The sequence below is a fragment of the Paenibacillus sp. J31R122 genome (assembly GCF_056269185.1).
Genome location: NZ_JBWDNM010000010.1, coordinates 26,978 through 41,086 on the forward strand (window position 1 = coordinate 26,978; position 14,109 = coordinate 41,086).

The 14,109-nt window shown below is 43.9% G+C and carries 12 protein-coding genes and 1 other annotated feature; of the genes, 5 read left to right on the plus strand and 7 right to left on the minus strand.

What is annotated here, in order from left to right:
* The first annotated feature begins 280 nt into the window (after positions 1 to 280).
* On the plus strand, positions 281 to 727 hold the full coding sequence (locus tag AC0YN7_RS17175) for a Dps family protein (RefSeq protein ID WP_475811235.1): 447 nt from the start codon (positions 281 to 283) through the stop codon (positions 725 to 727).
* Between the two features lie 176 nt (positions 728 to 903).
* On the opposite strand, the gene AC0YN7_RS17180 is transcribed toward AC0YN7_RS17175, so the two are convergent.
* The 7 genes from AC0YN7_RS17180 to AC0YN7_RS17210 form a co-directional block, all read right to left on the minus strand.
* Entirely contained in the window at positions 904 to 1,536 is a 633-nt protein-coding gene (locus tag AC0YN7_RS17180; protein ID WP_475811236.1) for a fumarylacetoacetate hydrolase family protein, read from the minus strand.
* Positions 1,537 to 1,887: 351 nt separating this feature from the next.
* A complete protein-coding gene (locus tag AC0YN7_RS17185; protein ID WP_475811237.1) occupies positions 1,888 to 3,822 on the minus strand; it encodes an ABC-F family ATP-binding cassette domain-containing protein in 1,935 nt (644 codons plus the stop codon).
* A gap of 296 nt (positions 3,823 to 4,118) precedes the next feature.
* Positions 4,119 to 5,504: a class II fumarate hydratase gene (gene fumC / locus AC0YN7_RS17190; RefSeq protein WP_475811238.1), complete on the minus strand. Its 1,386-nt coding sequence runs from the start codon at positions 5,502 to 5,504 to the stop codon at positions 4,119 to 4,121.
* 317 nt (positions 5,505 to 5,821) lie between these two features.
* Positions 5,822 to 6,490: a bifunctional 2-keto-4-hydroxyglutarate aldolase/2-keto-3-deoxy-6-phosphogluconate aldolase gene (locus AC0YN7_RS17195; RefSeq protein WP_475811239.1), complete on the minus strand. Its 669-nt coding sequence runs from the start codon at positions 6,488 to 6,490 to the stop codon at positions 5,822 to 5,824.
* 560 nt (positions 6,491 to 7,050) lie between these two features.
* The gene (locus tag AC0YN7_RS17200; RefSeq protein WP_475811240.1) at positions 7,051 to 8,232 is read right to left on the minus strand and encodes a DUF418 domain-containing protein; all 1,182 of its coding nucleotides are present in this window, start codon (positions 8,230 to 8,232) and stop codon (positions 7,051 to 7,053) included.
* A gap of 8 nt (positions 8,233 to 8,240) precedes the next feature.
* On the minus strand, positions 8,241 to 9,425 hold the full coding sequence (locus AC0YN7_RS17205; RefSeq protein WP_475811241.1) for an aminotransferase class I/II-fold pyridoxal phosphate-dependent enzyme: 1,185 nt from the start codon (positions 9,423 to 9,425) through the stop codon (positions 8,241 to 8,243).
* Between the two features lie 47 nt (positions 9,426 to 9,472).
* Positions 9,473 to 9,711 (minus strand) — a binding site (T-box leader).
* Between the two features lie 2 nt (positions 9,712 to 9,713).
* Complete coding sequence (locus AC0YN7_RS17210; protein ID WP_475811242.1) at positions 9,714 to 10,181, minus strand: RidA family protein; 468 nt, start codon at positions 10,179 to 10,181, stop codon at positions 9,714 to 9,716.
* 388 nt (positions 10,182 to 10,569) lie between these two features.
* Here AC0YN7_RS17210 and AC0YN7_RS17215 point away from each other — a divergent pair, with 388 nt between their 5' ends.
* The 4 genes from AC0YN7_RS17215 to AC0YN7_RS17230 all read left to right on the plus strand — a co-directional run bounded on the left by AC0YN7_RS17215 (position 10,570) and on the right by AC0YN7_RS17230 (position 14,109).
* A complete protein-coding gene (locus AC0YN7_RS17215; RefSeq protein ID WP_475811243.1) occupies positions 10,570 to 11,265 on the plus strand; it encodes a class I SAM-dependent methyltransferase in 696 nt (231 codons plus the stop codon).
* Positions 11,266 to 11,436: 171 nt separating this feature from the next.
* Entirely contained in the window at positions 11,437 to 11,760 is a 324-nt protein-coding gene (locus AC0YN7_RS17220; RefSeq protein ID WP_475811244.1) for a PadR family transcriptional regulator, read from the plus strand.
* Entirely contained in the window at positions 11,761 to 12,357 is a 597-nt protein-coding gene (locus tag AC0YN7_RS17225; RefSeq protein ID WP_475811245.1) for a DUF1129 family protein, read from the plus strand. It begins immediately after the preceding gene.
* 336 nt (positions 12,358 to 12,693) lie between these two features.
* Positions 12,694 to 14,109 carry a stalk domain-containing protein gene (locus AC0YN7_RS17230; RefSeq protein ID WP_475811246.1) on the plus strand — a complete coding sequence of 472 codons (1,416 nt, stop codon included), beginning with the start codon at positions 12,694 to 12,696 and terminating at the stop codon, positions 14,107 to 14,109.

The window sequence follows — 14,109 nt, forward strand, 5'->3', positions numbered from 1 at the left end:
TATCACATTTTGAATATCAAATCTTGAAATAGAAATATTACTTCGAAAACCAGTAAACCAAGGATGTATTTTTGGTTTACCGGTTTTTTTGTTCATGGATGTTTGAATTCCTCCCTATTTGGGTAAAAATACGGAGTCGGTGTTCAAGTGCTTATACAATGATCAATGCAGACGAGGTTGAAGGAACACGGCTTGACAACACATCTCTTATTTGTAATAATTATAAATAAGGAATTAGTATAATTAACTGGTCGTCGCTAAAGAAACCCCACTAGAAAGGATGATATATATGACAACTGTACCTCAACATTTAAACAGACAAATAGCAAACTGGAGCTTACTATACATTAAGCTTCATAATTACCATTGGTATGTAAAAGGCTCTCAATTTTTCACCTTACATGTGAAATTTCAAGAGTTCTATGAGGAAGCCGCACTACATGTGGATGAGATCGCAGAACGTCTCCTCGCATTGAAGGGCAAACCCATCGCCACAATGAAAGAATATTTAACAACTTCCAGCATTCAAGAAGCATCCGGCAAAGAAGATGCGGTACAAATGGTCGATCAGCTGATCGAGGATTTCACCACCGTCATCAATGAGCTCAAGGAAGGTATGGAAGTTGCACAGAAAGCTGGAGATGAGACAACAGCCGATATGCTGCTCGCTATTCACACAACACTTGAGAAGCATGTATGGATGCTGAGTGCGTTTAACGGGAAATAACATTAATAATTAATGGTATACAACTACCACAAGTCATTTAAAAAAGGAGGAGCAGAGCTCATTTTCAGCTCTACGCCTCCTTTATTTCGTTTCCTAATTAGGTTTTAATGGATTTCGAAATTTTCAATAAGTAACGATACATGCATGTGGATTGGCTTAGATTGGCTTAGTTTAGTTTAAATCAACTTTATCGTACAGCTTCCCACTTTCTCATCCGCCCAGAACACCTCTATCGCATCTCCATCACGAACTGCGGCAACACCAGCAGGCGTACCTGTGTAAATGATATCACCTGCGCTTAGGCCGAAGTTTGTACCCACGTGGTGGATAAGCTGGGATATAGGAAACAGCATATCACCAGAATTGCCGCGTTGTGCTTCTTTTCCGCTTCTTAAGAGCGCGAATTCGCTTTGAGCAAGCGCCGCTTCTCCTGGATAATCAAACCAATTACTAATCGGAGCTGATCCTTTGAAGCCTTTGGCAGCCAGCCATGGCTGCCCCTTTGCTTTCAACTTCGATTGCACATCTCGAAGCGTGAGGTCGAGCCCTAGCGCCATGCTGTCGATGAGGAGATCAGTATCGATCCCCTGCTCGTAATCTCGACCAATATGCAGCACAATTTCAAGCTCGAAGTGCACTTCCCCAACGTTGCCTGGCAGCTCAACAACATTACCAGTCATAGGTACAACCGCATGAGAAGGCTTAGTAAACACAAGCGGCTCATCAGGCACTTCGTTACCCAGTTCCAAAGCGTGAAGCTTATAGTTTCGTCCAATGCAATATATATTTCGAATATCATTCCTATTCATTATCAGCAAAGCCTCCTTAATGGGGATGTCCCATAGTCATTGTAGATTGTAAATGCCATATTCGAGCTTACAGATCAGTTTGTGCTAAGTCTTTAATAGGCTCGAACTCTGTAAGCTTAATTTGGGTGCTTACAGTTACTTTTCTGGGTTAGTTTTGGAGCTGTAAGTTCGATATTAGAGCTTACAGCTCTGATTGTGCTTGGTTTTTCATTGGTTTGGGCACTTTAAGCTTGATTTGGGTGCTTACAGTTACTTTTTCGGGTTAGTCTGAGAGCTGTAAGCTCGATATCTGAGCTTACAACTCCTTCAACTTTTGGACATCATCTATTCAAAGGCACATTTATAATAATTTTACTTTTGCGCAGCTATTTGCTCCGCCAATTCATTCAGCTCTGTCCAGCGCTCCATAAGCTGCTCAAGCTTCTCTTCAACCTGCTGCTGCTCTGTTGCCAGCTCCTGCAGTCTTATGGAATCACTGCTGGCTTCCTCCATGCGGATTACAATAGCGTTTAGCTCTGCTTCCGCTGCTGTGATCCAGCCATCTATTTGCTCGTAATCCTTCTGTTCCTTGAAGGACATTTTTAGCTTCTGATCTTTAACCACAGGTTTTGCGGCTGAGGTCTCCACACGCGCTGGTGCAGGCGTTGATGGCGCCTTAGCCTGAGCTACCGGAATTGAACTCGTTGGATACTTTTCCTTGAAAGCCTGATAATCCGAATACCCGCCTGTATGATGGGTAATGACTCCATTGCCTTCAAAAGCAACGATCTTCTCAACCGTGCGATCCAAGAAATATCGATCATGTGAGACCACGAATACAACGCCTGGAAACTCATCCAAATAATCTTCCAAAACTGTAAGTGTTGATATATCGAGATCATTCGTCGGCTCATCGAGCAGCAGGACGTTCGGAGCGTTCATCAATACCCGAAGCAGCTGCAAGCGCCGTTTCTCTCCGCCCGACAGCTTCGAGATTGGCGTCCACTGCATCGTTGGCGAAAATAAGAAGCGCTCCAGCATCTGCCCCGCCGAAATCGTCGAGCCGTCCGCAGTTTTCACCTGCTCGGCACCCTCGCGAATATACTCGATAACTCGCAACGATTGATCCATCTCTTCATGCTCCTGCGAGAACCAACCAAGGTTAACCGTTGAACCTAACACGACAGTCCCTTCGTCCGGCTCAAGCTGTCCTGTGATTAGCTTGAGCAGCGTTGACTTGCCGCTGCCATTTCGTCCGACTATGCCGACGCGGTCCCCTGGTATTCCAATATAGCTAAAATTACGGATGACTGTCCGATCGCCGAACCGCTTCGTAACCTCTTCCATTTCAATGATCTTCTTACCCAATCTAGTGGAGGCTACTGAGACGTCCATTTTGCCGCTCGCTTGCTTTGGAGCATCTGCCTTCAACTCCTCGAATCGATCAATCCTTGCTTTCTGCTTCGTCGTACGAGCTTTCGCCCCGCGACGAATCCAAGCTAATTCATTGCGCAGCAAATTTTGACGTTTTGATTCTGTCGACGCTTCCCGCTCTTCTCGGTCCAGCTTCAGCTCAAGAAAACGACTGTAATTCGCTTGATAGAAATGAGCTTTGCCTTTATCCAACTCAATAACACGGTTACTGACACGGTCAAGGAAGTAGCGATCATGCGTAATCATAAGCAGGGCGCCTCTGCGCTTCTGCAGCATTCCTTCCAGCCAAGTAACCGAATCGTTATCGATATGGTTGGTCGGCTCATCAAGAATAAGAACATCTGACGGCAGCAGAAGAGCGGCAGCCATCGCGACCCGCTTTCGTTGACCGCCTGACATCGTTTCTACCTTCGCATCATAGTCGTTTATGCCAAGCTTTGAGAGTGCAGTCTTAGCATCACTCTCCAGCTCCCAAGCATCCAATTCGCCTATCAGCTCACTTGCCTTCATTAGCTGCTCCTGAATGGCTGAATCATCCGGATTTAGCTCGATCGCTTCCATCGCGTTCGTATACGCGCGAACTGCGCGCAGCTGCGGTGAATCACCGCCGAGCACATGCTCAAGTGCTGTCTCGTTTGGCGCAAACACGGGATCTTGTGCCAGCATTCTTATAGTAACCCGATTGCCGATTGATATCGTGCCGGAATCGGCTGGCTCTAAACCGGCGATGACTTTCAGAAACGTTGATTTACCGGTTCCATTCACGCCTATTATCCCGATTTTATCGCCATCCTCCAAACCGAAGGTGACATCCTCAAACAACATCTTCTCGCCGTAGCTTTTCGTTATATGTTCAACAGATAATAAATGCATGGGACAAACCTACTTTTTCGCTTAATTTTGTTGTATTCGCAACCACTCGTATCATACCATAAAAGGCTAGTATCTTCACTTCCACGCGCCATCCGTTTTTCACAAAATAAACCGAGTACAGTTTCGAGAACCAATAGATTCGCAGCCACCATTATATAGTGTCATCGAGAATGTGTATCTTACGCCCTCAATTGATCAAACGAGTATTTGAATTACTCAAATAAACAAAAAAAGGCGGCGCTTCGTCATCATTCATACGACTTGGCGCCAGCCTTTTTAGTTGATGCAAATTTCTATTAGCGTTTACCGATCATGTTCTCCGGACGAACATATTCGTCGAACTGCTCAGACGTCAGCAGGCCACTAGCTATTGCCGACTCTTTTAACGTCAGTCCTTTTTTGTGAGCGTTTTTCGCAATAGCAGCCGCGTTCTCATAACCGATGTGCGGGTTAAGTGCCGTTACGAGCATAAGCGATTGGTCAAGGTTCCGTTTAATGACTGCTTCGTTCGGCTCAATTCCGATTGCGCAATTGTCATTGAAGGAAACCATACCGTCAGCCATCAATGCTACCGATTGAAGGAAGTTATAAATAATGACAGGCTTGAATACGTTAAGCTCAAAATTCCCTTGGCTTGCAGCCATCGAAATAGCCGTATCATTTCCGATTACTTGGCAAACAGCCATCGTTAATGCTTCGCTTTGCGTAGGATTAACTTTACCTGGCATGATTGAGCTGCCCGGCTCGTTTTCTGGAATTGAAATTTCGCCAATGCCGCAGCGAGGGCCACTTGCCAGCCATCTCACATCGTTAGCAATTTTCATAAGATCAGCTGCTAGTGCTTTTACAGCACCATGTGTGTATACGATTTGATCGTGGCTTGTAAGCGAGTGGAATTTGTTCTCTGCTGTTACAAAACTTTTCCCTGTCAATGCTGATACTTCCTCTGCTACCTTTACTGCAAAGTCAGGGTGAGCGTTCAAGCCTGTTCCTACTGCAGTACCGCCAAGTGCAAGGTCACGCATTGTTTCTACGCTTTGTACAAGCATTGCACGCGTTCTGTCCAGCATAGAATACCAGCCGCTAATTTCTTGGCCCAATGTAATTGGCGTTGCATCTTGAAGATGTGTACGACCAATTTTCACGATATCATTGAACTTCTCTGCTTTCGCGCGAAGCGTGCCATTAAGCAGGTCGAGCGAAGGAAGCAAACGGTCCTCTAGCGCTATAACTCCCGCAATATGCATAGCTGCAGGGAATGTATCATTCGAGCTTTGCGAACGGTTGACGTCATCGTTAGGGTGAATGCGTACATCGCTGCCGCGTTCAGCTAGCAAAGCGTTCGAACGATTAGCAATTACTTCATTAACGTTCATATTCGTTTGCGTGCCGCTTCCCGTTTGCCATACTACGAGTGGAAAATGCTCATCCCATTTGCCTGCCACGATTTCATCAACAGCTTCGCCAATAATAGCTGATTTGGCAGCATCCAATACGCCAAGCTTTTCGTTTGCTTGAGCTGCTGCTTTTTTGATATAAGCCATTGCATAAACGACTTCAATCGGCATCCGCTCTCCGCTTATTTTAAAGTTTTGCAGGCTGCGCTGTGTTTGTGCTCCCCATAGCTTGTCTGCTGGAACTTGAATTTCACCCATCGTATCCTTCTCAATCCGATAATCCATTCGTTTAACGACTCCTTTAACCGATTAGTATGTCTCTTAGTAATCCTGTTTCTGTTATAACGCTAATCCCGCTTAGAATCAAGCGCATAGCTTGTAAAAGTATAAGATGATGGCTAGAAAAATGACGGTAAGTTGAACAAAGGCCTTATTAAAAAGCAATTTTCTTCCTGCCAGGAAGAGTCTTTCGGATAACCAAAGGACTATTGTGCGCTGTGCGAAGGGTTGACCTTATTACACCCTTCTCCACCTAAAAAGCGCCTTTGGGTGAAAATACTCCAAAGGCGCTGCTGAAATAAAAATATACAATGATGAAATTATTATAGACCCTTTGCTTCACGATAAGCAGCGATATAGGCAGCAGCCTTCTTCTCAATAAGCGAGAAATCGCCAGTCTTCACAGCGTCCTTCGTTAAATCTGAACCTATGCCGACCGCGACCGCGCCTGCTTTGATCCATTCCTTCAAATTGTCGAGAGAAACGCCGCCGGTAGGCATAATGTTAGCTTGCGGAAGCGGTCCTTTAATGGATGGAATAACGCTCGGTGAATAGAGGTTGCCAGGGAACAGCTTCACAATATCAACGCCAAGCTCTAGAGCGGTTTGTATTTCTTGAATCGTCATCGTACCCGGCAAAATCGGAATCGCATAACGGTTGCAAAGCTTAATGGTCTCAGCATTTAGAGCAGGAGATACCACATACTCAGAGCCTGCCAATATAGCGGCGCGTGCCGTTTCCGGATCAAGTACTGTTCCTACGCCTATAATCGCGTAATTATCTGCATCGGGAGCTGCTGAGCTCGAATACTCCTTCGACAATTGCTCGATAGCACGCAAGGCGAATGGTACTGTCATCGTGATCTCAATCGCTTTAATGCCGCCCTTAATCGCATGGCGGGCCATCTCCGCTACTTCTTCAGCTGAATCCGCGCGTAATACGGCCACTACACCCGCATCTGATAGCTGCTGTAACACTCTAAGCTTTTCCATCTACAAGTCCCTCTTCCTATTATGTTCATTTTGGTTCGAATTTGTTCAGTAATATCAATCATTATAGTCGTTTCACCTAAAATCTTCAATAATGCGATCGGGATTTACTAGTTGAAGTTTTATTTGGTTCCGCTGTTCCTCTACATTTGGGGCATATTTGGACCTTTCAGTACAAATAACTGAACTGATGTCCGCACGCATCTCCTATATGTGTGAATGTCCATAAATAAACACTTCTGTGTCCACTTCCTTACGTACTAAGCTCCCGTAGTTTCACATTTTGCAATTAAATGAAGCTGGAAGAGGGGCAAGTACGATTTAGTTTCAGGAGATGAACTTAATTGCTGGGTCAGCTCAAACTGTGCTCTCTTCCGGTGAATTAGCTCTATATTCTGAAACTAAATCGTCTCTAATTCCATAATGACTCTCGTTAGTTTCACAATGTGAAATTAATTTCGAATACCTTCCAATTGTCCGATCATTATAAGTAATACGATTTGCTGCAAATGTGAAAAAGCAGACTACTTCGGCGGTCTGCTTTTTCAGCTCCAAATATTTAATTAATCGTCCGTAGACTTAACCACTGACCGCACTTTTCCATCAGATGACCAATAGGTCCACATCCGCAGCAGCCTTTCAATTGGCCCATGACTATATCTCGTCAGCAAATAGCTAGAGGCAATGGCCTGAATGATATAAATGAACAACGCCAGCAGCAAGCCATACCAAACACCTATTTTCCCGAACCACCCAAGCCCGTAACCATAAAATATTGTTGTGCAAATAACGGTTTGCATTAAATAGTTAGTCATAGACATCCGTCCTACCGATTCAAATGCTGATATGATAACGGAACGTTTGGATCGGAAAGACAGTACAAGCGCTGCCCCGAATATATAACCGATAGCTAGAACATGAGCCCCCGCCGCCAGCATGACACTACTCCATGCCCAATCCGATTGCAGTACGGCAATTCCTTTGAGCAGCAAGCCCAGCGGCAACAAAACCGCCGTTAACCAAGCATACCTTCGGCGCTCTTTCCTTGGCTCATGGAACCATCTTTTATTGGCCGCCGCTATGCCTAACAAGAACATTGGGAGAAAGATCAATGGCACGAAAAGCATAGCTATGATGGATAGACCTGCTGGCATGCCTAGCGGATCCTCGTTAAATCGAAAGTTTGAAATTTCTTTATAGGTACCTTCACCATATACGGATATCGAATGTTTCACATATTGATGCATCCGAGCTTCCTCCCCTGGCGTCACCTTGTCCGTACCATAGTTTATGCCTAAGTAAACTACACTCATTATAATAGCCCATATAATCAACGTCTTCGGCTTCCTCTTAATGAATAAAAGCAAGCAAAAGCCGCCCGCTCCATAAGAGAGCAAAATATCGCCCTCCCACAGCAAAATAATGTGCAGTAAGCCTAGAGCAAGCAGCATCAAAAAACGTCGAACTAAAACGAGGTCAGGTTCTACCCCTTTAAACACTAAGCTTTCCCTCAGCTTGTACAAGCTGTATCCAAATAGGAACATAAAGATGGGCACGAAGCTCCCCACAACCCCTATTTTCAACGCTTTATGCAATCCTTCATCCAGTGCCGACGTATTAAATAGCTGAAGCTCATCTTGCCCATAGATGCCATACTGGAAAACGAGCATATTTGCAATAAGTATCCCCAGTAAGCAGAAGCCCCGAATGACATCGATCATTCGAACGCGGTTTATTTGCTCCAATTGATTAATCAGCTCATTCGCCTCTCCTTCCTAAGCCAGCTGTCGATTCTATCTAGCGCTTCTGTAAGCTTAGGAACAGAGGATGCGTAACAGCAACGGATAAAGCCTTCTCCACCAAGCCCAAAAACATTGCCCGGTACAGCTGCTACGCCAACATCTTGCATCAGCCTTTCCGCAAACGTATTTGAATCCAATCCTGTAGCAGCAATGGACGGGAATGCATAAAATGCACCCTGCGGATCATGACATGGCAGTCCGATCTCTCGTAATCCATGAACAAACATACGTCTGCGCTGACTATACGATTCAACCATATGATCCTTTTCTCCCAAGCCGTTTCTAAGCGATTCGATAGCTGCAATCTGTCCTAAAATGGGGGCACACATAACGGTGTACTGATGAATTTTCAACATAGCCGCGATAAGCTCCCGATTGCCGCACGCATAACCAATCCGCCACCCCGTCATAGCAAAAGCTTTTGAGAAGCCGCTAATAAGAAGCGTCCGTTCCTTCATGCCTGGCAGTGAAGCAACGCTTACATGCTTCTGACCGTAGGTTAGCTCCGCATATATTTCATCCGCGATGACGACCAGATTATGCTCCTGGGCAACCTGAACAATCGGCAGCCAGTCCTCCGCGGTCATAATCGCACCTGTAGGATTATTCGGATAGTTGACGAGCAGTACTTTCGATCTAGGTGTTATATGCTTTCTCAGCGCTTCAGCGGTCAGCTTAAAATGATCCTCTGCAAAGGTCTCGACTTCAACAACCTTTCCACCGCTAAGCTGTGCGAGCGGCGAGTAAGCAATATAACTCGGCACGGGGACGATAATCTCATCACCTGACGCAATTAATGTCCTCAGAGCAAGATCGATTGCTTCACTGCCTCCAACCGTAACGATCATTTCATTCGACGGCTCGTATTTTACTTGAAAGCTCGTAAATAGATAATTCGCGATTTCTTCTCTAAGCTCGACCAAGCCTGCATTTGGTGTATAGGTTGTTCTACCAAGATCCAGCGCTTTGGAACATGCCGCTCTAACATGCTCTGGAGTGACGAAATCCGGCTCTCCTACTCCAAGCGAAATGATGTTCTTATTACCCTCAGCAAAACTAAACAGTTTACGTATGCCCGAAGGCGGGATATCCTTAACCGCTTGCGTTAATAGCTCATCCATTGAAAAAGGTTTCATGGTCGTTCCTCCTCAGTTTTTCTGAAACAAAAAAAGACCCGTCCCTATAAAGGGACGAGTCTTCACCCGTGTTACCACCCTAGTTTCACGCAATAAAACGTGACACTCCGCTCATGTATCTATCCATACATGCTCCCGTTAACGCTGGAAATGCGGCAGAGCTTACTTATGTTCAGCCCGCTTCTCGGAGATGGCTTTCCGCTAGCACTCGAACGTTGGTTTTCAGCAAGCCCAACTCTCTGTTTGATCAAGCGCATAACGTACTCTTTCTCGTCATCGAATGTAAAGCTATTCAACTTCAAATATTGAATCAACAATGATGGGAAGATTCTCCCGTAATGAATTGGCGCCTAGTACGGACCTAGCATGAGTACCCTTCTCGCCAAAAACCTCCATCATCAAATCCGAAAATCCATTTAATACTTTATGATGTTCCTCGAAGGATGGTACCGCATTAACGAAGCCCTGCACCTTTACTACCCTTTTCACAAGATCAAGTGAACCTAGCGCATCCTTTAGAACAGCTAGAACCTCAATGCCTGTCAGCCTTGCATAATGGTAGCCTTCCTCGGTTGTGAAGTCCTGACCAAGCTTTCCCTTTGGATTACCGGCTGGCCCTTTTCCCGAAACGAACAATAAACCATTGGAAATGACGTAGTTCGCGTATTTTGCCGCAGGATCGCTCGCCACTGGAAGCACAATACTCAATTGCTCTAATCTGCTCTCGATGGAATGTCCGATTAGTAATCCCTCCAAGGCAAAATCGCCTCATAAATTTTACCTATATTAACATTAAATAAATAGATGCACAATACTTTTTTAGAACAAATTATCCGCCATGACAGGAATGTTTAAGACAAGGAATGTTTAAGACAAAAATTGAACATTAATGCAATGTTAAGCAATAGACTTAGATTCCTTTGCTGCACAATGAAACACAGAAAACCATTGCAAATTTAGTGTTGAACATCTGAATTCCCTTACATATTCACCCACATAGAAATGCCATCTTAATAGTTTTAATCTATAAAGTATATAAGTTTTATATATTTCCATTTATAAAAGAAAGTCTGTATTATACAATTTATTACAGAAAATACTTCGTCAAGGAAGAACAATTTCTATTTACCAAGGGGGTATTATTATGAGGGAAATAGTGAAAAAACAATTTAATGCTGCTGCACAAAACTATGATCTTGAACGTCAACAATTAATTCCTTGCTTCGATGATTTTTACGGTACGGCAATGACATGGGTTCAATGCAGCAATGATGCTCCGCGCATATTGGATCTCGGCTCAGGAACAGGGCTTTTTGCTTCATTCATTCGCAGCAAATATCCGAAGGCCTCCCTGACTTTGATCGATTTTAGCGAAGAAATGCTGAAGAAAGCTCAAAACCGATTTGGTGATGATCCAAATGTAAGCTACATTACAGCCGACTATGTAAATTACCCGTTTTCAGAGCGTTATGATGCGATCATCTCCTCCCTATCTATCCATCATCTAACCCATTCTGATAAAAAGAAGCTGTTTCATCATGTGTTTGAACAATTATCAGACGTTGGTATTTTCGTTAATGCTGATCAGGCAGCTGGAAGTTCGCCTTATTTCAACTCTGCTTTTAATGAACAGTGGGAACAGAGCGTACGGAACACAGGACTGTCCACTCACGCCATTGAAGCATCCATAGAACGGCGAAAACAAGATCATAACGCTCCCGTCGATGACCAGTTAGCTTGGCTTCACTCAGCCGGTTTTGAAACTGCCGACTGCGTATACAAGTACAATGAGTTTGCCGTCTTTGTAGCACAGAAAAGCTCTTGCCCTCTTGATTCGTGATTCATTTTCAATGTCCGGTAAAACAATAATTCTGAATGATAACTTTTTAGCTTGCATCAAAAGGAACAGTAGGATATGATGGATTCACTAGCTTGTTATGCAAGTTAGTTAATTTTTATCACACTACCTTGTTTAGCAAGTTAGCGAATTGCTTTTAATGGAGGAATGCTTGTGTTCAGTCAAATGGTAAGAGGAGTGCTTGAGGGGTGTCTTCTTGCCGTAATTGAGGAAGAGGAAACTTACGGATATGAAATCATAGAAAAGCTCGCCAGTAATGGCTTCGTCTTTGCCAAGGAAGGAAGCATCTACCCGCTTTTACTACGCTTGGAGAAAGAGAAAATTATAGCAGGAACAATGCGCCCCTCAGCTTCCGGACCTAACCGCAAATACTATCATCTGACTTCTGAAGGAATAGAGCAATTGAAATTGTTCCGCAACAACTGGCAAGAACTAAGTCAAGCAGTAGACCGAATTACGGGAAAGGACGATGTATAAATGCTGAATGCAAAAAATAAAGCCCTTCTAAATGAGATGAGGTTCTATGTTCAAAGTAGTTCTGTATCGGAAACAAAAGCAAATCAGATCCTTACGGAACTCGAAGACCATTTGTTATTAGCTCAGCAGGAGGGTAAATCATTTGAGCAAATATTCGGCAGTGACCCTAAGTCCTATTGTGAAGAGCTCATTCAAGAATTGCCCAAAGCATCAAAACGGGAGCAAATAAAAACATTTGCAACTGTACCTCCATTGCTTCTCCTTTGGCGCTTTCTGGATGGTTTTAGTGGAGATCTGACTATTCAGCTATATGAAAATATAGTATATCTGATACTCTCCATTGCTCTAATTTATGTTATATTCACTATCTTTCGTGCTGGAGCTTTCTCGTCCAAACGAACTTCATTTTGGATGATGTGTGGACTAAGTATGTTCATATTACTCGTCTATGTTGGATTCTTTCTTGTTTCTGATCGTATCATGCCTTCTGAACCACAACTCGTCCTTCACGGAAGCGCAGCTTATATCATTGCAGCGATCAGTCTCGTCATCATTCTCTTCTCATTATTTGGCCCTCTATTGAAAAAGAAAAGTTAGTCAGGGCTGTATTCTTGGTTCGAGTACATCCAATAAGTTTGCTGTCAATGTAAATAAATTAAACAGGCCGAGATCCTCTCTAGCGAGGATTTCGACCTGTTTGTGCTTAGTACCATAAGGAGACAGGAAAGAAAGATACATATATATACATTTACAAAATCACAATAATTTCTAAATAATGGGATAACAATCAGTTGCTACTATTTACCTAATAACAAATAGACGACACGCTGAGCCAAAGCACCCAGGGAGGGATACAGCTTACATACATACTGATAGGAGCTACCCTAAATACCGCTAACAAAACGAATCCATTTGAGAAAGGTGACCTATTCCATGCAAATGAAAAAAGTAGTGGTTATTTCAATGCTTGCAGCAGCTCTAGGGACAACAGCAATCACTCCAGTATTAGCAGCAGAAACCGTATCCGTTCAACAAACATTTCAGATCGGCGAAACCATATTTATCGTCAACGCCAATCCGGTAGCTATTCGTACGATCTCCGATGACGGCGTTACACTAGCATCCGTTCGTGATATCGCGAATTCAATCGGAGCTACAATCGAGCTTGTTAAGGGAGCCGCTATTGTAAAACTGGATGAAAATACGGTAAAAGTAAACTTCAACTCCAACACTCTCACAGTAAATGGTGCGAATCAAACTCTGGAACACCCTCTAAGAAATGTTAACTACACCAACTTTATTGATCCATCCTCATTGGTACAAGCGCTTGGCGGTACATATGACGAGGATGAGAGCAACCCATCGTTCACAACTCTTGATCTGCTTCATTCAGCTGAGCAAGCCGTGTGGATTAGTTCTTCACAGCTAATCGTATCCCATTCCATCGCAGAGGGACGTGTTGAATATTTAGTTGATTCAGCAACTGGTGATCACCGAATTTTGCTTATATCCTCTAACACTTCCGAGCTTGCCGTGTCACCTGACGCAACCAAAGCAGCATACTCCGACGCTGATGGTGCCGTTTATGTCATTGATCTGAGCACAAAAATATCTTCAAAGATTAGCACAGACAACTCCATTAAAAACGAGCTTCAATGGGCGAAGGATGGTTCCTCCCTCTTCTTCCTGCAAGGTGACAAAAGTTCTGTTATTGCGAAAATAAAGCTGCTAGACGGCTCCGTTTCTAAAGTATTGGACGACAAAGTCGACTACAAAGCTAATTTGGACGTATCTGCTGACGGCTCGAAATTCGCTTACAACGTATTCAAGCAGCCTAAAGTAACAGCAGACAGCAGCAAAGAGGTTGAACTGGATGATGTAGTTATTGATGCAACCGGTACTGAACCGCAGCTCTACTACTTCGATTCATCCGTTAAAGATGCTAAGCCGGTACAACTAACAACAAGTACAGACGATAAAGTATTCCTAAAGCTAACTGCTGATGGCTCCAAAGCCTACTACATTAGCGTAAGCAATGATGACGCAAGCATCGGCAAGCTCGTTTCCGTAGATAACACAGGCAAAACTAGCAGCAACGTATTCGTAAATAAAGACGTTTACCAATTGGCCCAAAGCGGAACTGCGATCTATATTCTGACTGCATACAGCGAAGGCACTAACGCAATCTATTCTATAGATACGGCAACCGGTGCAAGCACGCTTGTTCAAACCGTGTCAGAGGACGTATCGGAAATCATTGTATCGAATCATTCGCAACAAATCGCAGCACTAATCGATGGCAAACTTGCCGTTTCTACCAATAACGTTTGGAAAAACATTACACAATAA

Coding starts and splice junctions, on each gene's coding strand:
- AC0YN7_RS17175 (WP_475811235.1), top strand. CDS start 281: ATGATATATATGACAACTGTACCTCAACATTTAAACAGACAAATAGCA.
- AC0YN7_RS17180 (WP_475811236.1), bottom strand. CDS start 1,536: ATGAATAGGAATGATATTCGAAATATATATTGCATTGGACGAAACTAT.
- AC0YN7_RS17185 (WP_475811237.1), bottom strand. CDS start 3,822: ATGCATTTATTATCTGTTGAACATATAACGAAAAGCTACGGCGAGAAG.
- fumC (WP_475811238.1), bottom strand. CDS start 5,504: ATGGATTATCGGATTGAGAAGGATACGATGGGTGAAATTCAAGTTCCA.
- AC0YN7_RS17195 (WP_475811239.1), bottom strand. CDS start 6,490: ATGGAAAAGCTTAGAGTGTTACAGCAGCTATCAGATGCGGGTGTAGTG.
- AC0YN7_RS17205 (WP_475811241.1), bottom strand. CDS start 9,425: ATGAAACCTTTTTCAATGGATGAGCTATTAACGCAAGCGGTTAAGGAT.
- AC0YN7_RS17215 (WP_475811243.1), top strand. CDS start 10,570: ATGAGGGAAATAGTGAAAAAACAATTTAATGCTGCTGCACAAAACTAT.
- AC0YN7_RS17225 (WP_475811245.1), top strand. CDS start 11,761: ATGCTGAATGCAAAAAATAAAGCCCTTCTAAATGAGATGAGGTTCTAT.
- AC0YN7_RS17230 (WP_475811246.1), top strand. CDS start 12,694: ATGCAAATGAAAAAAGTAGTGGTTATTTCAATGCTTGCAGCAGCTCTA.